The following is a 21,264-nucleotide window of genomic DNA, read 5'->3' as shown; positions in this document are numbered from 1 at the left end:
GCTCAATGACTCAAAAAGGCTCCTCGAAAATCCGTCTCGGCTTGCATACCCGCCTGAGCCTCGGCGTGGCGGCCGTGGTCCTGCTGGCCACCTTCGCGATCGCCACTGTCGCCCTGCACCTGGTCAAGAGCAACATGCGGGCCTCGATCGCGGCCGAGGAGCTGGCCCGGGTGAGCGCCATCGCGGATGCCATCGACCAGAAGTTCGACAGCCGCCGCATCCTGCTGCGGACCTTCGGCGGCAGCGTGCAGGCGCAGGACTTCCAGGCCGACGCGGCGCTGCAAGCCTTCCTTGAAAAGCACATCTCGCTGCGCCAGGCTTTCGACAACGTCGCCTTCCTCGACATGGAGGGCAACCTGGTGGCCAACCTGAACGGCGCGCAGGCCATCGGCAAGGTGAACGTCAAGGACCGGCCCTACTTCCAGCAGACCGTCGCCTCCAGGGCTGGCCTTGTGTCGGAGCCCTACCGCAACAGGCTCAACGGGCTGGCGCAGGTGGCCATCACCGAGCCGGTGCTCGATCAGGCGGGGCAGGTGAGGTTCGTGATTTCCGGCGCCATCAACCTGAAGGACCGCAACGTCCTGGGCACGCTGACCGACATCAAGCTCGGCAAGACCGGCTACCTGTTCGTGACCACGACCGACGGCGTGGTGGTCGACCATCCGCGCACCTCGCGCATCCTCAACCAGATCCAGGCGGACGGCGGCGGCACGCCGCAGATCCTTCGTGCACTGGCCGGCTTCCAGGGCTCCAGCGAAGGCGTCGACGAAGCCGGCGTGCCCGCGCTCTATGCCTTCGACCGCGCCGAGAGCGCGAACTGGATCGTCGGCGCGCTGTATCCGAGCCGCGAGGCCTTCGCGACGGTGAATGCCATCGAGCGCGGCGCCTGGGTCGGCGCGCTGGCGCTGGCGCTTTCCGCGGGCGCCCTGGCGCTGGCCGTGGCGCGCAGGCAGCTCAGGCCGCTGGCCGACCTGCACCGGCACATGCGCTTCACCCAGGAAGCATCGGAGGGCGCGCCCCACGACGAGGTGGAGATGGCGCAGCGCAACTACGCCCGCGACGAGATCGGCGACCTCGCCCGCACCTTCGACGAGCTGATGGAGCAGCGGCGCGCCATCGAGCGCAGCCTCGCGCACAGCGAGGCGCAGGTGCGCGTCATCGCGGACAGCATTCCGGCAATGGTGTCGCACGTCGACGCCTCGCTGCGCTACACCTTCGTCAATGCCCACGTGCGGGCCCTGCACAACAACGCGCCGCTGGTGGGCCGCCTGATGCCCGACGTGCGCGGCCCGGCCGACTTCGCGGTGGTGGAGCCGCATTTCATGCGCGCGCTGGCAGGGGAGCAGGTGATCATCGAGAAGTCGGGCGACCCGGAACTGGGCATCGGCGACCGCACCTTCAAGGCCCACTACATTCCCGACCTCGACGCCGACGGCAAGGTGTGCGGCGTGTTCTCGATGACCTTCGACATCACCGAAGAGGTCAAGATCCGCCGCGCCCTGTCGGAGCAGGAAACCCGCCTGCGCGACGTGACCGACAGCATCCCGGCGCTGGTCGGCTATTTCGACCGCCAGCAGAACTGCCTGTTCGCCAACATTCGGGCGCGCCAGATGGCGGGCCTGGGCGAGGGGGTTCCGCTGCAGGGCACGACCCTGCGCTCGGCGCTGGGCAGGACGATCTATTCCCAGCTCAAACCGTACCTTCCTGTCATGTTCTCGGGCAAGAAGGTGCGCTTTCCGGTGCGCGCGCCGCTGCACGGCAGGCAGGGCTATTTCCAGGTCAACCTGATCCCGGACAAGAACCTGCGCGGCGAGGTCGTGGGCTTCTACCTGATGTCCTTCAACATCACGGCGCTGAAGGAAGCCGAGCTGCGCCAGGCGGAGAGCGAGCTGCGGCTGCGCGCCATCACCGACAACATGCCGGCGCTGATCACCTACATCGACCGCGACGAGAAGATCACCTTCGCCAATGCCACCAGCCGCGAATGGCTAGGGCTCGACCCGACGCAGGTGCTGGGGCGCCATGTGCAGGAGGTTTCGGGCCGCGAGGTGTACGTGTCACGCCAGCCGATGCTCGCGCGGGCACTGGCCGGCGAGCGCGTGGAGTTCGAGGCGCGCATGCAGCGCGGGGGCAGCGAGCGCGTCACGCAGGTCATCTACGTGCCCGACGTGCGCACCGACGGCGTGACGCACGGCATCTTCTCGCTGGCGCTCGACATCACGGCGCTGAAGGTGGTGGAGCACAAGCTCATCGAGCTGGCCCGGCTCGACACGCTCACTGGCCTGCCCAACCGGCTGGCCTTCAACGAATACCTGCCCGCCGCGGTGCTGCGCAGCCAGCTCACCGGCCACGCGATGGCGCTGATGTTCCTCGACATCGACCACTTCAAGGCCATCAACGACACCATGGGCCACGCGGTGGGCGACGCCGTGCTCACCGAATACGCGCGGCGGCTGCAGGGCTGCGTGCGCGGCACCGACATGGTCGCGCGGCTGGCCGGCGACGAATTCGTGCTGGTGCTGGAAGGACTGAGCGCGCCGGAAGCGGCGGCCGTGGTGGCGGAAAAGGTCGTGGACCGAGTCCACACGCCGCCCTTCGTGGTGGACGGCCAGCGCGTGGACGTCACTACCAGCATCGGCATCGCCTTCCACCGCGCGACCGGCTCGTCGGCCACCGCCGAGGAGCTGCTGGCGCGCGCCGACGTAGCCCTCTACAACGCCAAGGCGGCGGGGCGCGACAGGTTCGCCTTCTTCATGCAATCCGGTGGATCGCACAACAGCGATTCGCCGACGCGGCTGGAGTACTGACACCAGGGTGGAGGGCGCTCCGGGCCTCGGTCAGGAGACGCCCAGCACATGGTTCTCGTGGCGATCGTTGCCAAGGACGAACCAAGCCGTTCCCTTGCGGGTGAAGCCGTGCTTCTCGTAGAAGGCGCACGCGCGCCGGTTCAGGACGTTGACCGTGAGCCAGAGGGCGCCGTTGCCCGTGCGATCTCGCGCCGCGGCGAGGGCTTCGTGCAGCAAGGCTGAGCCCACACCCGAGCGGGTGAAAGGCTCCTGCACGTAGAGCGTGCAAAGCTCGGTGCTGGCGGGAGGAAAGAACTCCTGCTGTGCGTCTAGGCGGAGGCGGGCATAGCCGGCGAGGTGACCGCCGGTTTCGGCGATCAGCAAGGCGGTGTCCGCATCGGCCATCCACCCGGCGAACGCGGCTGGAGTGAACTCGTCGAGTACGTAGCGCGCGATCAGCTCGTTCACGCCTTCGGTCGCATAGGTGCCGAGCCAGACCTGGATGGACAACGCCGCCAGCGCTGGAGCGTCGGCGGCGATGGCGGGGCGAATATGAAGAGGGGTGCTGAGCATGGGGCCGCGCGATTGTGCTCTCGCGGGCCCCGCCGGAGAAAGATTCAGGCCCGGGCCGAAGCGCAGTCGGCCAGCGCGTCGCGCGGCTCGCGCTTGTCGAGCGCGCGGCTCCATAGCGCGATGGCAAGGCCCACGAGCGTGATCAGCGCGGCAACCCAGCCCAGCGCGCGCAGCCCCGGGCCATGGTCGATCACCACGCCGCCGACCCAGGCGCCGAGCGCGTTGCCGAGGTTGAAGGCTGCGATGTTGAGGCTGGACGCGAGGTTCTGGCCGGAGCCGGAAGCCTTTTCGAGCACCCGCAGCTGCATCGGCGCGACGGTGGCGAAGGAAGCGATTCCCAGCAGTCCGACGAACACCACCGCAGTGAACGGCGTGCCGATGGTGAACTGCATCGCGCCGAGCACCACGGCCAGCGCCACCAGCGTGCCGAACACAGCGGCCATCGGCGCGCGGTCGGCCAGCTTGCCGCCGAGCAGGTTGCCGACGGCAAGGCCGCCGCCGAACACCAGCAGGATCGGCGACACCGCCGATTCCGAGAGACCCGTGACCTGCGTGAGCAGCGGCTGGATGTAGGTGTAGACCACGAACACGCCCGCGAAGCCGAGCACCGTCATCGCCAGGCCGAGCAGCACCTGCGGACGCGCCAGCACGGCCAGTTCCTCGCGCAGCGGCGCGGGCTTGGCCGAGTCCTTGACGCGGGGGACGAACACCGAGAGCACCGCGAAGGCGAGCACGCCGATCGCCGTGACGGCCCAGAAGGTCGAGCGCCAGCCGAAATGCAGGCCCAGCCATGCGCCGGCCGGCACACCGAGCAGCGTGGCGGCTGTCAGGCCGGTGAACATGATCGCGATGGCCGAGGCGCGGCGCTCTGGCGGGACCAGGCCGGTGGCGACCACCGAGCCGACGCCGAAGAAGGTGCCGTGCGCCAGCGATGTGATCACGCGGGCGGCCATCAGCATCTCGTAGTTGGGCGCCAGGGCGCAGGCGAGATTGCCGAGCGTGAAGATCGCCATCAGCGCGAGCAGCACCGTCTTGCGCGGCAGCTTGCGGGTGGCGATGGTGAGCACGGGCGCGCCCACCGCGACCCCGAGCGCATAGCCCGAGATCAGCAGGCCGGCGGCCGTGATGGAGACGTGAAGATCCGTCGACACCTGCATCAGCAGGCCCATGATGACGAACTCGGTGGTGCCTATTCCGAAGGCACCGGCGGTGAGGGCGAGTAGAGCGATTGGCATGATGCCCTGTACTGTGAGGACGAATGCCATCGATGACTAGAATGCCATCGGTACACAGACTTGTGATTTCAAGTCACAGATTGGAATAAGGCCATGCCGCGCATCGACGTCAACCGTTCCGGAGAGATGGAAGCCTTCGTGCAGGTGGTCGAGTCGGGCGGCTTCTCGTCCGCTGCGCGCCTGCTGGGCATGACGCCCTCAGCCGTGAGCAAGCTGGTGGCGCGGCTCGAGCAGCGCCTGGGCATCCAGCTGGTGCACCGTTCCACGCGCAAGCTGCAGCTCACGCCCGAGGGCACCGAGTTCTACGAGCGCAGCCTGCGCGTGCTGGCCGACATGGACGAGGCGGAGCGCTGCGCCGCGGCCGGCGCCTCGCCGCGCGGCCGCGTGAGCATCAACGCCAGCGTCTCGTTCGGCCACCACAAGCTGGTGCCGCTGGTGCCGCGGCTGCTGGAGATGCACCCGCAGATCACGCTCGACATCGCGCTGACCGACCGCATCGTCGACCTGATGGACGAGCGCGCCGACATCGCGATCCGCTGGGGCCAGCTGCCTGCGTCCGACCTCGTGGCGCGGCGGCTGGGCGAGACCAGCCAGGCGATCGTCGCCGCTCCCGCCTACCTGGAGAAATACGGCACGCCGCGCACGCCGCAGGAGCTGGAGGCGCATAACCGCCTCGGCTGGAGCTACCGGCGCAACACGCCCGACTGGCCGCTGCGCGTGGACGGCCGCATGCAGTGGCTGCCGGTGGCCGGACCGGTGCGCGCGGGCGACGGCGAGACGCTGCGGCAGCTGGCGATCGCGGGGGCGGGCGTGGCGCGGCTGTCGCTGTACCACATACAGCACGACATCGATGCGGGGCGGCTGGTGCCGCTGCTGGAGGAATTCAATCCGGCCGAGGTGGAGCCGATCCACGCGGTCTACATCGGCAAGGCCGGCACGCTGCCCGCGCGGGTGCGGGCGGTGCTCGACTTCCTGGTGGCCTGTTCGGGCGTGGGAGGCGGGCGCTACACGATCAAGCGTACGGCGCCGATGCCGGGGAACTCGGCTGTCACCTGATCGCCTCGCCGGCAGGGCAGCACGCCTACCCATGAACCGGTGGTGACGACGGTGCCGGCCGGCGCCGTCTGGCCGTTGCGCGTGATGTGGCGCAGCCAGATCGGCAGCAGCCACGCGGGGTCGGCCAGCGGGTGCGTGCCTTCGCGCACCATCACTTCTGCATTGCCGATCTTCGTCTCGCAGCGCTGCGAGGCCCAGTCGACGGCGGCAAAAGGCTTCCACTCGCCGATCACGAGTGCGCCGTGCACCTGCGAGTCGGCCAGGCGGAGCAGGGCGGGCGTGGAAGGCAGGTCCTGCCAGCGCGCGTCGACGATCTCCACGGAAACCGCCATGGCGTCGATCAGCGATGCGGCGTTGTCGTGGTCGAGCTTCGCTGCCTGCGCAGGCGTCACGTCCTGGCCGAGGCGCAGGGCGATCTCGGCCTCGATGCCGGGTGTGTGGAACACGAGATCGCTGAAATCGGCCGGGCTCTGCCGCACGCCTGCAGGCGGCAGCGGCGCATGCGTGAGCGTCGCGCTGCGCGAGCCGCCGCCGGACTTCCACGCGAGTGGCACGGGCTGGCTGTCGAACCAGCCAAGCGCGGCGGCGACGGCGTCCTGCACTTCATAGGCTTGCGCGGCCGTTTCGAGGGTGTCGAGCCAGGGCGTGGCGTCGAGCGTGCGGTTGCCGCGGCGCGCGGCCACGAGTGCGTCGGTGAGGGCGGTCTGGGATGGATTCATCTTCCGGATCTTCTCAGCAAAGCAGTCCCCTCATGTCTCGACGTGCACGTTCCCGTCCTTCACCACCTTCGCCCACTTCGCGATCTCGGTGCCGATGAACTGCCTGAACTTGTCCTGCGAGCCGCCGCCGTCCTCCGCGCCGTAGGTGTCCAGCCGTTCCTGCACGTCGGGCATGGCCAGCACGGTGTTCACGTCGCGGTTCACCTTCTGCGCGATGGACGCGGGCAGCTTGCCGGGCCCGGCAAGGCCGTACCAGGTGGTGGCCTCGAAGCCCTGGAAGCCTTGCTCCTGCATGGTCGGCACGTTGGGATGGCCCTTGGCGCGCTTGGTGCGCGTCTGCGCCACCGCAAGCACGCGGCCGTTCTTCACGTGGGGCGTAGCGGCGGTCATGGTCTCGAAGCTGTACTGGATCTGCCCGCCCATCAGGTCGGCAAGCAGCGGGCCGCTGCCCTTGTAGGGCACGTGCAGCGCATCGACGCCGCCCTGCAGCTTGAACATCTCCAGCGCCAGGTGCTGCGCCGAGCCCGCGCCGGCCGAGCCGAAGCTCAGCGTGCCGGGCGCGGCCTTGCAGGCTGCCACGATGTCCTTCACCGACAGCGCCTTCTGCGCCGGGTTGGCGATCAGCAGATTGGGCGTGACGCCCACGAGCACGATGGGCACGAAGTCGCGCTCCACGTTGTAGCGCAGCTTGGGCTGCAGGCTGGGCGCGAGCGCGTGGCTGTTGATGTGGGCCATCAGCAGCGTGCTGCCGTCGCTGGGCTGCTGCGCCACGTAGTCGGCCGCGAGCACGCCGGCCACGCCGCCCTTGTTCTCGACGATCACCTGCTGGCCCCACATGGTGGTGAGCTTCTGCGCGACCACGCGGGCCAGCGCGTCGGTGCCGCCGCCGGGCGGGAAGCCGACCACGATGCGCACCGGCCCGGTCGGCCATTCCTGCGCGAAGAGCCGGGGCACGCCCAGCGTGGCGGCCGCGGCGCCCGCAGCCTGGATCAACGAACGTCTCTGCATCTTCCTTGTCTCCGTTGTTGGTGGAAATCCGATGCGCGCCGGCTGCGCCGCGTGCCTGTGCCGCGTCCGCGGCGTTGCATGCCGTCTAAGCGGCCTTCTGCAGCGCGGCCGGTGCCGTGTGGCTCGAGAAGTGGTCCATCGCGGCCTGCACGCCGCTGCCCGCCAGCTTGATGCCCGCGAGCTTCATGCCCATCTCGACGCCGGCGACCATGGCCACCAGCGTCAGGTCGTTGCTGTCGCCCAGGTGGCCCATGCGGAACATGCGGCCCTTGAGCTTGCCCAGGCCGGTGCCGAGCGAAAGATCGAAGCGCTGGTGGATCAGCCGGCGCAGCGCGTCGGCGTCCACGCCCTCGGGCGTGATCACGCCGGTGAGCACGGGCGAGTACACGGCCGGGTCGGCGCACTGGATCGGCAGGCCCCAGGCGTTGACGGCGGCGCGCACGCCGGCGGCCCAGCGCTGGTGGCGCGCGAACACGTTGTCCAGGCCCTCGCCGAGGATCATGTCCAGCGACTCCGAGAGGCCGTAGAGCAGGTTGGTGTTGGGCGTGTAGGGCCAGTAGCCGTCCTTGTTCATCTCGACGATCTCGTCCCAGGCCCAGAAAGCTTTCGGCAGCTTCGCGGTCTTCGAGACTTCGAGCGCGCGCGGCGAGAGCGCGTTGAAGCTGATGCCCGGCGGCAGCATCAGGCCCTTCTGCGAGCCGCTGACGCACACGTCCACGCCCCATTCGTCGTGGCGGTAGTCGGCGCTGGCAAGGCCCGAGATGCTGTCGACCATCAGCAGGGCAGGGTGGCCCGCCGCATCGATGGCCTTGCGCACCGACGCGATGTCGGAGGTGACGCCGGTGGAGGTCTCGTTGTGCACCACGCACACAGCCTTGATCTTCTTCTCGGTGTCCTTGAGCAGGCGGGCCTCGATGAGGTCGGCCTGCACGCCGCGGCGCCAGCTCGGTGCGTTCGGCAACTGGGCGTCGGCGCCCGACCACGCGAGGAATTCGGTCGAGAGGCCGAGCCGGGTCGCCATCTTCTGCCACAGCGAGGCGAAGTGGCCGGTCTCGTACATGAGCACGTGGTCGCCCGGGCTCAGCGTGTTGGCGAGCGCGGCTTCCCAGGCACCGGTGCCCGAGGCGGGATAGATCGCGACCGGATGCTTCGTCTTGAAGATCTGCCGGATGCCGCCCAGCACCTTCAGGCCCAGCGTGCCGAACTCGGGCCCGCGGTGGTCGATGGTGGGCAGGCTCATGGCCCGCAGGATGCGGTCGGGCACCGGGCTCGGACCCGGGATCTGAAGGAAGTGGCGGCCGGTGGGATGGATGTCGAGTTGCAGCATGAACTCTCCTTTCGCATTCAGTTTTGCATTCAAAATGCATTTTTGATTGATGGTTTACCCTTATATCTCTGGCTTGTTGGCCATCTTTTTTGCATTCAAAATACATTCAAGGGAAAAGCCATGACTGCCGAAATCATCGAAATCTCCAGGCTCGCGCTGCACGACCAGGTTGCCGCACGCCTGCGCACCATGCTGGTCGAAGGGCTCATCGCGCCTGGCGCCAAGCTCAACGAACGCGAGCTGTGCCTGCAGCTGAACGTGTCGCGCACGCCGCTGCGCGAAGCCATCAAGCTGCTCGCGGCCGAAGGGCTGGTCGACCTGCTGCCCAACCGGGGCGCGGTGGCCGTGAAGCTCACCGAGGCCGACGTGCTCGACACCTTCGAGGTGCTCGCCATGCTCGAGGGCATGTCGGGCGAGCTGGCCGCACGGCGCATCACCGACGAGGAACTCGCCGAGGTGCGCGCGCTGCACTACGAGATGCTGGCCTGCTTCTCGCGGCGCGATCTCTCGGGCTACTACAGGCTCAACGCGCGCATCCACACCGCCATCAACGAGGCGGCGGCGAACCCGGTGCTGTCGAACACCTACCGCTCCATCAACGCCCGCGTGCAGTCGCTGCGCTTTCGCACCAACCAGAACGAGGCGAAGTGGAAGCACGCGGTCGAGGAGCACGAGCAGATGATCGACGCGCTCTCGAAGCGCGACGCCGAAGCCATGCGCAAGGTGCTCGTGTCGCACGTGCTGCGCAAGCGCGACACCGTGCTGGAGCTGCTGCGCGCGGGCGAGATCTATCCACCTGCCAAATCAGCCAAGTAACCCGCCAAATAAGCCGGCCAAGTAATCGGCCAAGCCTGCCAAAGCGACCTGACCACCATGCGCATCGACCCCGCCAGCCACATGCAGCCAGCCGGAACCGTTCTTCCGCCCAACGAGACCTGCGAACTGCTCGCGCGCCGCCTGCGCGCCGAGACGCAGGGCGAGGTGCTGTTCGACGACGCCTCGCGCGGCCGCTACGCCACCGATGCGTCGATCTACCAGATCACGCCCGTCGGCGCTTTCGTGCCTACGAACGAACGCGACATTGCCACCGCCATCGACGTCGCCAGCGACCTGAAGGTGCCCGTGCTCGCGCGCGGCGGCGGCACCAGCCAGTGCGGGCAGACCACCGGCGCGGCGTTGGTGATCGACAACAGCAAGCATTTCCGCCGCGTGCTCGACGTGAACGTGGAGGAGGGCACGGCCACCGTCGAGCCGGGCCTTGTGCTCGACCACCTCAACGCGCAGCTCAAGCAGCACGGGCTCTGGTACCCGGTGGACGTGTCGACCAGCGCGCAGGCCACGCTGGGCGGCATGGCGGGCAACAACTCATGCGGCTCGCGCTCCATCGCCTACGGGAACATGGTGCACAACGTGCTGGGCGCGAGCGCGTGGCTGTCGAACGGCGAGCTGGTCGAGTTCGGCACCGTCGGTTCGCTGGGCGTGCGCGCTGCTGGCATCGCCCAGTTCGTGCGCAGCCTCGCGCGGCAGCACCGCGAGGCGATGGCCGAGAACTGGCCCAAGGTCATGCGGCGCGTGGCGGGCTACAACCTCGACATCTTCGACAACCAGAGCGAGCGGTCCTACACGGCCGACGGCAGCGTGAACCTCGCGCACCTGCTGATCGGCTCCGAAGGCACGCTGGCCTACACCCGCAGCCTGAAGCTCAAGCTCGCGCCCCTGCCGCGTGCCAAGGTGCTGGGCATCGTCAACTTTCCGACCTTCCATGCGGCCATGGACTCGGCCCAGCACATCGTGAAGCTCGGGCCCACGGCGGTGGAGCTGGTCGACCGCACGATGATCGAGCTGAGCCTGGCCAACCCGGCCTTCAAGCCGACGGTCGAGACCGCGCTGATCGGCAAGCCGGCGGCGATCCTGCTGGTGGAGTTCTCGGGGGCGGACAAGGCTTCGCTGCTTGCGCAACTGAAGCGGCTCGTCGAGCTGATGGGCGACCTGGGCCTGCCCGGCAGCGTGGTCGAGATGCCCGACGAGGCGCGGCAGAAGAACCTCTGGGAGGTGCGCAAGGCCGGCCTCAACATCATGATGAGCCTCAAGGGCGACGGAAAACCCGTGAGCTTCATCGAGGACTGCGCCGTGCCGCTGGAGCACCTGGCCGAGTACACCGATGCGCTGACGGAAGTCTTCGCCAGGTACGGCAGCCGTGGCACCTGGTACGCGCATGCCTCGGTGGGCACGCTGCACGTGCGGCCGATCCTCGACATGCGCACCGACGGCGCCGCGAAGATGCGCGCCATCGCCGAGGAGGCGAGCGAGCTGGTGCGCAAGTACAAGGGCGCGTTCAGCGGCGAGCATGGCGACGGCCTGTGCCGCGGCGAATGGGTCGAATGGCAGTTCGGCCCGGCCATCAACGAGGCCTTCCGCGCGATCAAGCGCAAGCTCGACCCGATCGACCTGTTCAACCCCGGCAAGATCATCGACCCGCCGCGCATGGACGATGGCGCGCTGTTCCGCTTCGCGCCACCCACGGCGCCCAAGCCGTATCGCCGCATCGAACTCAAGCCGGTGCTCGACTGGTCCGCATGGAACGTCGACGCCGACCCCGTGACCGAGGTGACCACCGCGCCCGGCACCGGCGGCGACAGCACGGGCGGCCTCGCCAAGGCCGTGGAGATGTGCAACAACAACGGCCACTGCCGCAAGTTCGACGCCGGCACCATGTGCCCCAGCTACCGCGTGACGCGCGACGAGCAGCACCTCACGCGCGGACGCGCCAACACGCTGCGGCTGGCACTGTCGGGCCAGCTCGGCCCCGATGCCTTCACCGGCGAAGCCATGCACGAGACCATGGACCTGTGCGTGGGCTGCAAGGGCTGCAAGCGCGACTGTCCGACCGGAGTGGACATGGCGAAGATGAAGGTCGAGTTTCTCGACCACTACAAGAAGCGGCACGGCCACACGCTGAAAGACAGGCTGGTGGCGAACCTGCCCGACTACGCCCACAAGGCCAGCCGCTTTCCCTGGCTGCTGAACCTGCGCAACAGCGTGCCCGGTGCCGCCTGGCTGGGCGAGAAGCTGCTGGGCTTCTCGGCGAAGCGCTCGCTGCCGGCATGGCGCGGCGACACCTTCTGGCGCGCCAAGGCCAACGAGCCGGGCCTTTTCGTCGAGCGCGAGGTGGCGCTGTCGATCGCACGGCGAGGCGGCAAGACGGCGGTGCTCTTCATCGACACCTTCAACGGCACCTTCGAGAGCGAGAACGCATTCGCCGCCGCGCGCGTGCTGCAGGCGGCCGGCTATGTGCTGCACACGGTCGAGAAGAGCGGCGGCCATCACTGCTGCGGCCGCACCTTCCTGGCCAGCGGCATGGTCGACGAGGCGAAGAAGAAGGCGGAGGCGCTCATCGATGCGCTTGTGCCGCTGGCGCGCGCAGGCGTGCCCATCGTCGGGCTGGAGCCCTCGTGCCTGCTCACGCTGCGCGACGAGGCGCTGGTGATGGGCTTCGGCGAGAAGGCCGAACTGGTGGCCAGGCATGCGCTGCTGTTCGAGGAATTCATCGCGCGCGAGCTCAAGCAAGGCCGCTTCGAGCTGCCGCTGAAGCCTGCCGAGGCTCCGATCCTGCTGCACGGCCACTGCCACCAGAAGGCCTTCGGCGCGGTGAGCCCGGTGATGGAGGTGCTCAAGCTCATTCCTGGCGCGCAGCCCGAGCTCATCGAAAGCTCCTGCTGCGGCATGGCCGGCAGCTTCGGCTACGAGGCCAGCCATTTCGAGGTGTCGATGAAGATGGCCGAAGCCAGCCTGCTGCCCGCGATCCGCGCGAAGTCGGGTGCCACCGTGGTGGCGGATGGCACCAGCTGCCGCCACCAGATCGGCGACGGTGCGCAGCGCGAGGCGATTCACGTGGCGGTGCTGCTGGAGCGGCATCTGCTGCACGCCGACCCGGTGGCCGAAGCGGGTTGAGCGGCGGGCTCCTGCAGGCCGGCGGCGGCTGCCGCAGAATAGGCCTCGCCTGCCGCCCGCCACCGCAATGCCGACGACGCTCGCTTCCCCAACCCCCATCTCCGCCCAGCCCACGCTGCGGCTGGCCTTCGCGCTGTCGATGGGCGCGGCTGTGTCGCTGGGCATTACGCGTTTCGCCTACGCGCTGCTGCTGCCGCCGATGCGCGCCGACCTGGGTTGGAGCTACGCGCTGGCAGGCGGCATGAACACGGCCAACGCGGTCGGCTATCTCGTAGGCGCGCTGGGCACGCCGGCGCTGATGCGGCGCTTCGGCGCGACGCGGCTGCTGGTGTTCGGCGCGGTGCTCGCCAGCGTTTTCATGGCGGGCAGCGGCTTTGTCACCGATGCGTCGGCCTTGCTGCTGCAGCGGCTGCTCGCGGGCGTGGCCAGTGCGTGGGTGTTCGTGGCGGGCGGGCTGCTCGCGGCCCGGCTCAGCGAGGCGGGTTCGGCGCGCGGCGGCCTGCTGCTGGGCATTTATTACGGCGGCACTGGCTTCGGCATCCTGCTGTCGGCATTGCTGGTACCGCAGGTGCTGCGAGCGGCGGCGGGCGTGCCTCACGGATGGACCTGGGCGTGGTGGGCGCTGGCAGTGGCAAGCGCGGCGGCCACCTGCCTGCTGGCCTGGGCGGGCCGCGCGATGCCGGAGCAACCGGCCACGCCAGCGGCACCTGTCGCTGCAACGGGCTCGGCGCCGCCCGTCGCGCTGCATCGCTTCGGCTGGGCGCTCGCCGGCTATGCCTTGTTCGGCATGGGCTACATCGGCTACATGACCTTCGTGATCGCGCTGCTGCGCGAGCAGGGCGCCAGTGCCGGCTTCGTCACGCTGTTCTATGCCTTGCTCGGCATCGCCTGCGTGGCGTCTTCGCGGCTGTGGGCGGGGCTGCTCGACCGGTATCGCGGCGGGCAGCCGCAGGCATTGCTCAACGGGCTGCTGGGCGTGGCAACGTTGCTGCCGGTGCTGAGTTCGTCGGCGCCGGTGGCGCTGATCTCCGGCGTGCTCTTCGGCGCGGTGTTCCTGTCGGTGGTGGCGTCGACCACCGCGCTGGTGCGCCACAACCTGCCGCCGTCGCGCTGGGCGCAGGGCATCAGCGCCTTCACCATCATCTTCGCGCTGGGCCAGATCGTCGGGCCGACCGTCACGGGCTGGATCTCCGACGGCCCGGGCGGACTGGCGCGCGGGCTCGTGGCCTCGGCGACGGCCCTGTGGCTCGGCGCGGTGCTCGCGTCGCGCCAGCATTCGCTGCAACGGGAGACATCGTGATGAGCGGCTTTGCCCTGTTCGAAACCACCATCGGCATGTGCGCACTGGCGTGGGGGCCGCATGGCCTGGTCGGCGTGCAGTTGCCCGCAGACAACGGCGAGCCCGCCACGAGGGCACGCATGCGGCAGCGCTTTCCCGACCTGCAGGAAGGCCCGCCGAACGAGATGGCGCAGCGCGCCATCGAGGCCATCCAGGGCCTGCTGCGTGGCGTGCGCGACGACCTGAGCCACATCGAGCTCGACATGAGCGGCGTGTCCGAATTCCACCAGCGCATCTACGCGATCGCGCGGCGCATTCCGCCCGGCCAGACCCGCACCTATGGCGAGATCGCCGAGGAGCTGGGCGACAAGGGCCTGTCGCGCGCCGTCGGGCAGGCGATGGGCCACAACCCGTTCGCGCCGGTGGTGCCGTGCCATCGCGTGCTCGGCGCGGGCAACAAGCCGGGCGGCTTTTCGGCGGGCGGCGGTGCGCTGACCAAACTGCGCATGCTCGACATCGAGGATGCGCGGCCTAACGGGATGGCATCGCTTTTCTGATCCGATGATCGGCCAGGCGGCGTAGTGCCTAAGCCATCCCTCGAAATGGGGATGCGGAGGCTGCAGCGAGCGAGCACAGTGGCAACCCTCACGGGACGAGGGGGCGCGACGTGCAACTCTGGCTTGAGCAGATCGAGAAGGCGCGGGAGCGAAGCGAAGGCGTCGACCTGCAATCTCTTGCCGACTACGCAAGAGACAAGACGCCGCGCGATCTAGGTACGTTCAAGCAGCTCGAGGACCGCAGGAACTTCCTGCGAGAGAGCCTGGGCGATGACGAGAAATCCGCCGTCGCTTACGAGCGCATCATTGCCGGCAGCGAGATACAGGACGTCAACTACCTGGCCCGCGGCGCACGGGCCGCGAAGGCGGTCGGCCGGATCGTCATCAGGGACACGGCCGGGCGGCTCGGCGGCTACGGCACCGGATTCCTGATCGCGCCGGGCGTGCTCATCACCAACAACCACGTCCTGCCTTCCATCGAAGCCTGTCGCCGCTCCGAGGCCCAGTTCGAGTTCGAGCTCGACATCGACGGCACGGCGCTCAACGCGGTCACCTACGGCCTGGAGACACAGGCGCTCTTCTTCACGTCGAAAGGGCTCGACTTCACCGTCGTGGCCGTCGCCGCCGCCTCGACGGTGGGAGAGGGCCAGCTCGCGCACTACGGGTTCCTGCCGCTCGTCGGCGCCACCGGCAAGGTCTCGGACGGCGAGTGGCTCACGATCATCCAGCACCCCAACGGCGACCGCAAACAGGTGTGCGTGCGCGAAAACAAGCTTCTCAAGCGCACGGACGACGTGCTCTGGTATTCGACCGATACGCTCGGCGGCTCATCGGGCTCCCCGGTCTTCAGCAACGACTGGTATGTGGTCGCGCTCCACCACAGCGGCGTACCTCAGGAACGCGACGGCCGGACGCAGACCATCTCGGGCCGCGACTACGACCCCAGGACGGACGGCGAGCAGGACATCAAGTGGATCGCCAACGAGGGCATCCGCATCTCGCGCATCGTCGACACGCTGCAGTCGGCTCTTCCCGCGCATCCGCTGCTGCAGCCGGTCTTCGGGGCCACCCCGGAGAACTCGCGGCTGATGCTGCCTTCGGTCGACCTGCTGCAGTCGACGTCGACTCACGTTCCCGGGACCACGCCGGCTCCCGGCCCGCTCATTCAGCAACCCCCAAACCGGAAGACGACCATGAACGACATGCAATCTGGTGGAAGAAGGACGCTCACGGTCACGCTGGGCATCGAGGCGGACGGAAGCGTCGCGGTGCTGCGTTCCGGCCCCGCCCCGCGGCCCGCGAATCGCTGGACGCCTTCGAAGCGTCCGGCGCCAAGGCGAAGAAGAAACCCGCGCCGGCCATCGACGTACCCTTCAATGCGACCTACGACGACCGCAAGGGCTTCGACAGCGGCTTCCTCGCGCCCGGCAAGCCTGAACTGTCGGTACACCTGCCGCTGCTCGGAAAGGCCCTCGCCAAGGAGACCGCGGAACTGGTCGACGCCGCCCGAGGCGAGAACGTGCTGAACTATCACGGCTACAGCCTCGTGATGCACAAGGCCCGGCGCCTGGCTCTCTACTCGGCCGCGAACGTCGACTTCAGCGGCCGCTTCGAGCTGCCCCGGCCGGCGGACGTGTGGAGGCAGGACCCGCGCATTCCCGCCAGCGCGCAACTGACGAACTTCTACTACGAGAACAACCAGTTCGACCGCGGGCACCTGACGCGCCGCGAGGACATGGAGTACGGCGGCAGCCGGCTCGCCGCGCTCACCAGCGCGGCCGACACCTGCCACTGGACCAACTGCACGCCGCAGCACTCGAAGTTCAACCAGAACAAGGAGCTCTGGCAGGGCATCGAGCGCCACATATTCGAGGACGCGATCAAGCTCGACCAGTTCAGGGCCCAGGTCATCACGGGGCCGATCCTCGAGGAGAGCGACCCGGCCTGGGACAGGTATCCGAAGATCCAGTATCCGGTGCGCTTCTGGAAAGTCGTCGCGGCGATCACGTCGAAGGGGGCGCTCTTCGCCACGGCCTACATCCTCGATCAGTCCGGCGTCATCGATGAGTTCGGCATCGAGGCGGCGCGGGAGGTCCCGTTCGATGCCTACAAGACATTCCAGGTCCGCATCGACGAGGTCGAGCGGCTCACCGGACTGAGCTTCACCGGTGGCCCCGCCAGGAGGATCTTTTCGCTTTCCACGGTCGATCCGCTTGCGAAGAAGCCCGTGAGAAGACGCACGAGGGTTCGCGCGCAGGAATCGGCGCTGGCCGAAGCGCCGGACGGCTGGCTGCCGCTGGATTCGCTCGAGTCGATGGTGCTTCCCGAGCAGCAGGACTAGGGCCTGTTCACACTATTTCCGGGGTCACGAAGGGCAGCAAGGGCGGGCCAATCAAGGCGCGTGACGACGCGTGTGCATGCGCACACGCTAGGAGCGCAACGCCGAGTGGCCCGCCCTTGCCGCCCTTCCCGCAGGGTTGGCGCTCCAAGGGGCCGTCTGCGGCGTTGCCCGCGCTTGCAAGGCTTCAGCCTTGCTGCGCACAGGCGCCTTGCAGCCAGCCCCTTGGAGCACCAACGCGACCCCGGAAATAGTGTGAACAGGCCCTAGCCGACCGGCATCGGCAGCCTGTGCAGCATCGCGATGCGCGAGGCGAAGATGATCGCCGCCTGCAGCCCGAACCCCGCAAGCGCCAGTAGCAGGCACGCGGGCTCTCCCCATGCCGCGCCGACCAGGCCGCCCAGCGCGGCACCGATGGGCCGGGCTCCGGCATTGATCGTGAGGAACACGGCCGACACGCGGCCCAGCATCGTGGCAGCGGTCACGCTCTGGCGCAGCGTGGTCGATGTGATGACCCAGACCATCGGCCCCGCGCCGAACAGGAAGAACGAGAGCGCCGCCAGCGTCGCGGTCGGCACGACGAGCGTGGCGGCCATCGCCGCGGCGGCCAGAACGGCGACAGAAGGGCCGACCTGTATCGCGCGGCCGAACGGCAGGCGGGCCACCACGCGCGGCGTGAGCAACGCACCCACGACCATGCCCGCGCCATACATCGCCAGCGTGAAGCCGACTGCCTGGGCGCCGAGCCCGAGCACGCGCACGGCATACGGCACGTAACCCGCCTGCAGCACGAACCACGAGATGTTGAAGACCGCGCCGGTCAGCAGCATGGGGCGCAGCATTTCGTGCTGCCAGACGAATCGCGCGCCGTCGCGCACTTCGAGGAGCGGATGCCGTCCGCTGGAGGGCTCGCGTGGCGCCTCGTTCAATCGCAGCAGCAGGACCACCGCTGCCGCCGAGAGCACGGCGGCCAAGACGAACGCAGCGGATGCGCCGGCCCATGCGACCAGTGCGCCCGCCAGCGCAGGCCCGGCGGTGAAGGCCGCGCTGCGCGCCAGCTCCAGCCTGCCGTTGGCCGCCGCCAATGCGTCGCGCGGCACGAGCGCCGGCACAAGCGCGGGTGCCGCAACGCTGAAGCCCACGGTGCCGACGGCCCCCAGGAAACCGAGCACCGCCAGCCAGCCGATGCCGAGCTTCGACGCGAACACCATCGCCAGCAGCACGAGCAGCGACACTGCGCGCAACCCCTCGGCCCAGACCATCAGCCGCCGGCGCGACATGCGGTCGGCGAGCAGGCCCATGGGCATCGAGACCAGCAGGAAGGGCAGCGTCTGCACGGCCGCCAGAAAGCCGATCTCGCCGGGCCCGGCGCCGAGCGCCAGCACCGCGACCAGCGGTACGGCCGCGAGGCTCAGCTGTTCGGCGGACTGCGCGGCGAGGTTGGACCACGCGAGGTTGCGGAAGGAGCGGGGCAGCGGTGTTGGAGTCATGCCCGCATCGTGCGGGCGGAAGGCGTTGCGGGCTGGCCGTTTCCGGACCAGCGAGCGTCAGCGCTGTGGCTTTGGCTTCGGCATCGGTTTCGCTGCCGGCGAGACCACCTCCATCACGAAGTCGATGAAGGCACGCACCTTCGCCGCCGGCAGGTGGCGCGACGGATAGAGCGCGTAAAGCGGAAGCCGCTCGTCGGGCCAGTCGGGGAACAGGTCGACCAGCTCGCCGCCGTCGAGCTGCGGCTGGATGCCCACCGCCTTGATCTGTGCCACGCAGATGCCGGAAAGTACCGTCTCCAGCACGGTGCCCGGATCGGTGAGCAGCAGCCGCCCCGCGGTCGGCACTTCGACGAGCTTGCGTCCGCGCTGGAACTCCCACGCATACGGCTGCCCCGTGGCCGGGTTGCGCACCTGGAGGCAGGCATGGCCGGCGAGGTCGGCCGGTTTTGCAGGACGGCCGTGCCGCGCGAGGTAAGCCGGCGTAGCCACCGTGACCACGCGCGAATCCATCAGCTTGCGGGAAACGAGCGACGACGAAGGCGGCTCGCCGAAGCGCACCGCGATGTCGAAGCCCTCGGCCACCAGGTCGCCGAGTTGGTCGCGTGCGATCAGCTCCAGCGTGAGTTCGGGGTATTGGGCGAGGAAGCGCGGAAGGTGCCGCGCGAGCAGCAGGCGCGAAGTGAAGGCGTCGGTGTTGACGCGCAGGCGCCCGCGCACCGCGCCCGATGCGCCAGCGGCGATCGTCACCGCGTCCTCGATGCCGAGCACCAGCGGATTGATGTTGGCGTAGAGCTGCCGGCCCTCGTCGGTGAGGCTCAGCGAGCGGGTCGTGCGGTCGAACAGCCGTATGCCGATGCGGCCCTCGAGGCGCGCGATGGCGCGGCTCACGCCGGACGGGGTGAGACCCAGTGCATTGGCGGCGCTGGCGAAGCTGCCGCCTTCGACCACGGCGGCCAGCACGCTGACGTTGGAGAGGAGGCGTCCGTCGAGGGGCATTTTCTATTCGTGATCAGGTGTCATGAATGATATGCCGCGGGGTCGCTTTACTCAAAGATGAGCCGTTCCTACGATTCGTCCCGTCGCATGCGTCACCAATGCCAACCCATCGAATCAAGCCAGGAACAAGGAACTCTCATGTACGCAATCACCGGAATCACGGGCCAGGTCGGCGGCGCAGTCGCGCGCGCCCTGCTGGCCGAAGGGCAGCCGGTTCGCGCGGTCGTTCGCGATGAAAGCAAGGGCGGCCCCTGGGCCGCACTCGGCTGCGAGATCGCCGTCGCCGAGATGCACAATGCCGAGGCGCTGACGCGCGCTTTCTCGGGCGCGGCCGGCGTCTTCGTCTTGCCGCCACCCAACTTCGACCCCGAGCCGGGCTTTCCCGAAGTGAAGGCGGAGAACGCCGCGCTGCGCCAGGCGCTGGATGCAACTCGGCCGGCGCGGGTGGTGTGCCTGTCTACGGTCGGCGCGCAGGCGGCCCAGCCCAATCTGCTGAGCCAGCGCACGTTGATGGAAGAGGCGCTGCGCACGTTGCCCTTTGCCGTCACCTTCCTGCGGCCCGCCTGGTTCCTGGAGAACCTGCGCTGGGACATCGCGCAGGCCCGCGAGCATGGCGTGTTGTCCAGCTACCTCCAGCCACTCGACCGCGCGGTGCCGATGGTGGCCACGGCCGACGTGGGCCGCCTCGCCGCCGAGCTCCTGCTGCACGAGGGAGAGCTGCCGCACGTCGTCGAGCTCGAAGGACCGCAGCGGCTGACGCAGCACGACATTGCCGCGGCGCTCTCGCAAGTGCTGGGCCGACCGGTGCGCGCCGAGGCGGTCCCGCGCGAGAACTGGGGTGCGATCTTCCGGGCGCAAGGCATGCGTGACCCGGTGCCGCGCATCCAGATGCTCGACGGTTTCAACGAAGGATGGATCCGCTTCGAGGGCAACGATGCGAGCGTGCGCAAGGGCGGGGCGGGCGTGGCGGATGTGATCCGCTCGCTGATTGCCCAAGCCGGCTAGGCGCCCCGGGCCTGCATCTGCTCGAACCACTCGGCCACATAGGCCGCCTCCGGCGCGGCATCGGGCGCGAGTCCGTAGTAGTAGCGCTCCAGCGTCATGCGCAACTCGGGCAGCGGCGACTGCAGGCGCCCCGAGGCCAGGTCGTGCGACACCAGCGAGGTCGGCGCGAGCGCGATGCCCAGTCCGTCGACTGCCGCCTGCAGCACGAAGTGCAGGTGGTCGAACTGCAGCCGGCCCGCCGGCCGGGCACGCGGCGCGCCGACTTGTTTCTTCCAGTCGTCCCAGTCGTCCTTGCGGGTGCGGGCAGACAGCAGCACGTGCGAGGCGAGGGCGCGCAGGTCGGGCAGCGGATGGGTCTTGAAGAGCGCGGGCGCGCCGACCACCAGCACCTCGTCTTCGAGAAAGGGCCGCACTTCCATCGACGAAGGCCAGCCTTCGAGGCCGCGGCGCACCGCGATGTCGAAGCTGCCGACGGCTTCCTCGGGCATGACGGTGCTGGTCACGACCTGCGGTTCGATCTCGGGAAAGCGCTCGACGAAGGAGGGCAGGCGCGGAATGAGCCAGCGCACCGCGAAGGAGGGCCGCACGTTGATGCGCACCGCGCGCGCCGGCCCCTGCGACTGCAGCGACCGCGCGGCGGCGTTGATCTGTGCGAGCGCGGGCTGCACCTCGGCGAAGAACTGCTGGCCCTCGGCAGTGAGCGCGACCTGGCGGATGCGCCGCTCGAACAGCGCGACGCCGAGCACCTCCTCCAGGCTCTTGATCTGCCGGCTCACGGCGCTGTGCGTGACGTGCAGTTCGAGGGCCGCGCGCGTGAAGCTGAGGTGGCGCGCCGCGGCGGCGAAGGCGCGCACGGCGTTCAAAGGGGGCTCACGAAGCGGCATGCGTGCGATTTTCTCACGCATGAGGGGCGTTAATGTCGTTTGTCGCCACGGCGCGTGGCG

Annotated in this window: 17 protein-coding genes; 9 read left to right on the top strand and 8 right to left on the bottom strand. The window is 68.8% G+C overall.

Features of this window, described 5'->3' with window-relative positions:
* Nucleotides 1–41 precede the first annotated feature (41 nt).
* Complete coding sequence (locus ACHMXA_RS18990) at nucleotides 42–2,807, top strand: diguanylate cyclase domain-containing protein (protein ID WP_395316182.1); 2,766 nt, start codon at nucleotides 42–44, stop codon at nucleotides 2,805–2,807.
* Between the two features lie 30 nt (nucleotides 2,808–2,837).
* Here the strand turns inward: ACHMXA_RS18990 and ACHMXA_RS18985 are convergent, their stop codons facing one another.
* Both ACHMXA_RS18985 and ACHMXA_RS18980 read right to left on the bottom strand, forming a co-directional pair.
* The gene (locus ACHMXA_RS18985) at nucleotides 2,838–3,359 is read right to left on the bottom strand and encodes a GNAT family N-acetyltransferase (protein ID WP_395316181.1); all 522 of its coding nucleotides are present in this window, start codon (nucleotides 3,357–3,359) and stop codon (nucleotides 2,838–2,840) included.
* 44 nt (nucleotides 3,360–3,403) lie between these two features.
* Nucleotides 3,404–4,594 (bottom strand): MFS transporter, encoded by a 1,191-nt coding sequence (locus ACHMXA_RS18980; protein ID WP_395316180.1) that lies wholly within the window; start codon nucleotides 4,592–4,594, stop codon nucleotides 3,404–3,406.
* A 93-nt stretch (nucleotides 4,595–4,687) separates the two neighbouring features.
* Between ACHMXA_RS18980 and ACHMXA_RS18975 the strand changes: the two genes are divergently transcribed.
* Nucleotides 4,688–5,650, top strand: a complete 963-nt coding sequence (locus ACHMXA_RS18975) for a LysR substrate-binding domain-containing protein (protein ID WP_395316179.1) — start codon at nucleotides 4,688–4,690, stop codon at nucleotides 5,648–5,650.
* On the opposite strand, the gene ACHMXA_RS18970 is transcribed toward ACHMXA_RS18975, so the two are convergent.
* The 3 genes from ACHMXA_RS18970 to ACHMXA_RS18960 form a co-directional block, all read right to left on the bottom strand.
* Nucleotides 5,599–6,369 carry a fumarylacetoacetate hydrolase family protein gene (locus tag ACHMXA_RS18970; protein ID WP_395316178.1) on the bottom strand — a complete coding sequence of 257 codons (771 nt, stop codon included), beginning with the start codon at nucleotides 6,367–6,369 and terminating at the stop codon, nucleotides 5,599–5,601. The genes ACHMXA_RS18975 and ACHMXA_RS18970 overlap by 52 nt on opposite strands.
* Nucleotides 6,370–6,399: 30 nt before the next feature.
* Entirely contained in the window at nucleotides 6,400–7,377 is a 978-nt protein-coding gene (locus ACHMXA_RS18965) for a tripartite tricarboxylate transporter substrate binding protein (protein ID WP_126181873.1), read from the bottom strand.
* An 85-nt stretch (nucleotides 7,378–7,462) separates the two neighbouring features.
* The gene (locus ACHMXA_RS18960; protein WP_395316177.1) at nucleotides 7,463–8,704 is read right to left on the bottom strand and encodes a pyridoxal-phosphate-dependent aminotransferase family protein; all 1,242 of its coding nucleotides are present in this window, start codon (nucleotides 8,702–8,704) and stop codon (nucleotides 7,463–7,465) included.
* Between the two features lie 120 nt (nucleotides 8,705–8,824).
* Between ACHMXA_RS18960 and ACHMXA_RS18955 the strand changes: the two genes are divergently transcribed.
* From ACHMXA_RS18955 to ACHMXA_RS18930, 6 genes are all read left to right on the top strand, one after another.
* Nucleotides 8,825–9,520, top strand: coding sequence for a GntR family transcriptional regulator (locus ACHMXA_RS18955; protein ID WP_176664166.1), 696 nt, complete (start codon nucleotides 8,825–8,827; stop codon nucleotides 9,518–9,520).
* A gap of 57 nt (nucleotides 9,521–9,577) precedes the next feature.
* Nucleotides 9,578–12,655, top strand: a complete 3,078-nt coding sequence (locus tag ACHMXA_RS18950; protein WP_395316176.1) for an FAD-binding and (Fe-S)-binding domain-containing protein — start codon at nucleotides 9,578–9,580, stop codon at nucleotides 12,653–12,655.
* A gap of 67 nt (nucleotides 12,656–12,722) precedes the next feature.
* The gene (locus ACHMXA_RS18945; protein WP_395316175.1) at nucleotides 12,723–13,955 is read left to right on the top strand and encodes a YbfB/YjiJ family MFS transporter; all 1,233 of its coding nucleotides are present in this window, start codon (nucleotides 12,723–12,725) and stop codon (nucleotides 13,953–13,955) included.
* Nucleotides 13,955–14,491 carry a methylated-DNA--[protein]-cysteine S-methyltransferase gene (locus tag ACHMXA_RS18940; protein WP_395316174.1) on the top strand — a complete coding sequence of 179 codons (537 nt, stop codon included), beginning with the start codon at nucleotides 13,955–13,957 and terminating at the stop codon, nucleotides 14,489–14,491. Before ACHMXA_RS18945 ends, ACHMXA_RS18940 begins: the two co-directional genes overlap by 1 nt.
* A 110-nt stretch (nucleotides 14,492–14,601) precedes the next feature.
* Nucleotides 14,602–16,017 (top strand): trypsin-like serine peptidase, encoded by a 1,416-nt coding sequence (locus tag ACHMXA_RS18935; protein ID WP_395316173.1) that lies wholly within the window; start codon nucleotides 14,602–14,604, stop codon nucleotides 16,015–16,017.
* A complete protein-coding gene (locus tag ACHMXA_RS18930) occupies nucleotides 16,011–16,832 on the top strand; it encodes a DNA/RNA non-specific endonuclease (protein WP_395316172.1) in 822 nt (273 codons plus the stop codon). The genes ACHMXA_RS18935 and ACHMXA_RS18930 overlap by 7 nt, the downstream gene beginning before the upstream one ends.
* 263 nt (nucleotides 16,833–17,095) lie before the next feature.
* On the opposite strand, the gene ACHMXA_RS18925 is transcribed toward ACHMXA_RS18930, so the two are convergent.
* Both ACHMXA_RS18925 and ACHMXA_RS18920 read right to left on the bottom strand, forming a co-directional pair.
* The gene (locus ACHMXA_RS18925; RefSeq protein WP_395316171.1) at nucleotides 17,096–18,319 is read right to left on the bottom strand and encodes an MFS transporter; all 1,224 of its coding nucleotides are present in this window, start codon (nucleotides 18,317–18,319) and stop codon (nucleotides 17,096–17,098) included.
* A gap of 57 nt (nucleotides 18,320–18,376) precedes the next feature.
* A complete protein-coding gene (locus ACHMXA_RS18920) occupies nucleotides 18,377–19,315 on the bottom strand; it encodes a LysR substrate-binding domain-containing protein (RefSeq protein WP_395316170.1) in 939 nt (312 codons plus the stop codon).
* Between the two features lie 138 nt (nucleotides 19,316–19,453).
* Here ACHMXA_RS18920 and ACHMXA_RS18915 point away from each other — a divergent pair, with 138 nt between their 5' ends.
* Nucleotides 19,454–20,320, top strand: a complete 867-nt coding sequence (locus ACHMXA_RS18915; protein ID WP_395316169.1) for an NmrA family NAD(P)-binding protein — start codon at nucleotides 19,454–19,456, stop codon at nucleotides 20,318–20,320.
* Here the strand turns inward: ACHMXA_RS18915 and ACHMXA_RS18910 are convergent.
* Nucleotides 20,317–21,204, bottom strand: a complete 888-nt coding sequence (locus ACHMXA_RS18910) for a LysR substrate-binding domain-containing protein (RefSeq protein ID WP_395316168.1) — start codon at nucleotides 21,202–21,204, stop codon at nucleotides 20,317–20,319. The genes ACHMXA_RS18915 and ACHMXA_RS18910 overlap by 4 nt on opposite strands.
* Between the last annotated feature and the right edge of the window lie 60 nt (nucleotides 21,205–21,264).

It is taken from the genome of Variovorax sp. UC74_104, assembly GCF_044055375.1.
GTDB lineage: Bacteria > Pseudomonadota > Gammaproteobacteria > Burkholderiales > Burkholderiaceae_C > Variovorax.
The sequence above is the reverse complement of the archived record's forward strand: the minus strand, read 5'-3'. Positions and strand labels throughout refer to the sequence as shown.

What these genes read in the sequence shown, in the direction of transcription:
- ACHMXA_RS18985 (WP_395316181.1), bottom strand. Translation starts at nt 3,359, where the DNA reads ATGCTCAGCACCCCTCTTCATATTCGCCCCGCCATCGCCGCCGACGCT.
- ACHMXA_RS18980 (WP_395316180.1), bottom strand. Translation starts at nt 4,594, where the DNA reads ATGCCAATCGCTCTACTCGCCCTCACCGCCGGTGCCTTCGGAATAGGC.
- ACHMXA_RS18975 (WP_395316179.1), top strand. Translation starts at nt 4,688, where the DNA reads ATGCCGCGCATCGACGTCAACCGTTCCGGAGAGATGGAAGCCTTCGTG.
- ACHMXA_RS18970 (WP_395316178.1), bottom strand. Translation starts at nt 6,369, where the DNA reads ATGAATCCATCCCAGACCGCCCTCACCGACGCACTCGTGGCCGCGCGC.
- ACHMXA_RS18965 (WP_126181873.1), bottom strand. Translation starts at nt 7,377, where the DNA reads ATGCAGAGACGTTCGTTGATCCAGGCTGCGGGCGCCGCGGCCGCCACG.
- ACHMXA_RS18960 (WP_395316177.1), bottom strand. Translation starts at nt 8,704, where the DNA reads ATGCTGCAACTCGACATCCATCCCACCGGCCGCCACTTCCTTCAGATC.
- ACHMXA_RS18955 (WP_176664166.1), top strand. Translation starts at nt 8,825, where the DNA reads ATGACTGCCGAAATCATCGAAATCTCCAGGCTCGCGCTGCACGACCAG.
- ACHMXA_RS18950 (WP_395316176.1), top strand. Translation starts at nt 9,578, where the DNA reads ATGCGCATCGACCCCGCCAGCCACATGCAGCCAGCCGGAACCGTTCTT.
- ACHMXA_RS18945 (WP_395316175.1), top strand. Translation starts at nt 12,723, where the DNA reads ATGCCGACGACGCTCGCTTCCCCAACCCCCATCTCCGCCCAGCCCACG.
- ACHMXA_RS18940 (WP_395316174.1), top strand. Translation starts at nt 13,955, where the DNA reads ATGAGCGGCTTTGCCCTGTTCGAAACCACCATCGGCATGTGCGCACTG.
- ACHMXA_RS18925 (WP_395316171.1), bottom strand. Translation starts at nt 18,319, where the DNA reads ATGACTCCAACACCGCTGCCCCGCTCCTTCCGCAACCTCGCGTGGTCC.
- ACHMXA_RS18920 (WP_395316170.1), bottom strand. Translation starts at nt 19,315, where the DNA reads ATGCCCCTCGACGGACGCCTCCTCTCCAACGTCAGCGTGCTGGCCGCC.
- ACHMXA_RS18915 (WP_395316169.1), top strand. Translation starts at nt 19,454, where the DNA reads ATGTACGCAATCACCGGAATCACGGGCCAGGTCGGCGGCGCAGTCGCG.
- ACHMXA_RS18910 (WP_395316168.1), bottom strand. Translation starts at nt 21,204, where the DNA reads ATGCCGCTTCGTGAGCCCCCTTTGAACGCCGTGCGCGCCTTCGCCGCC.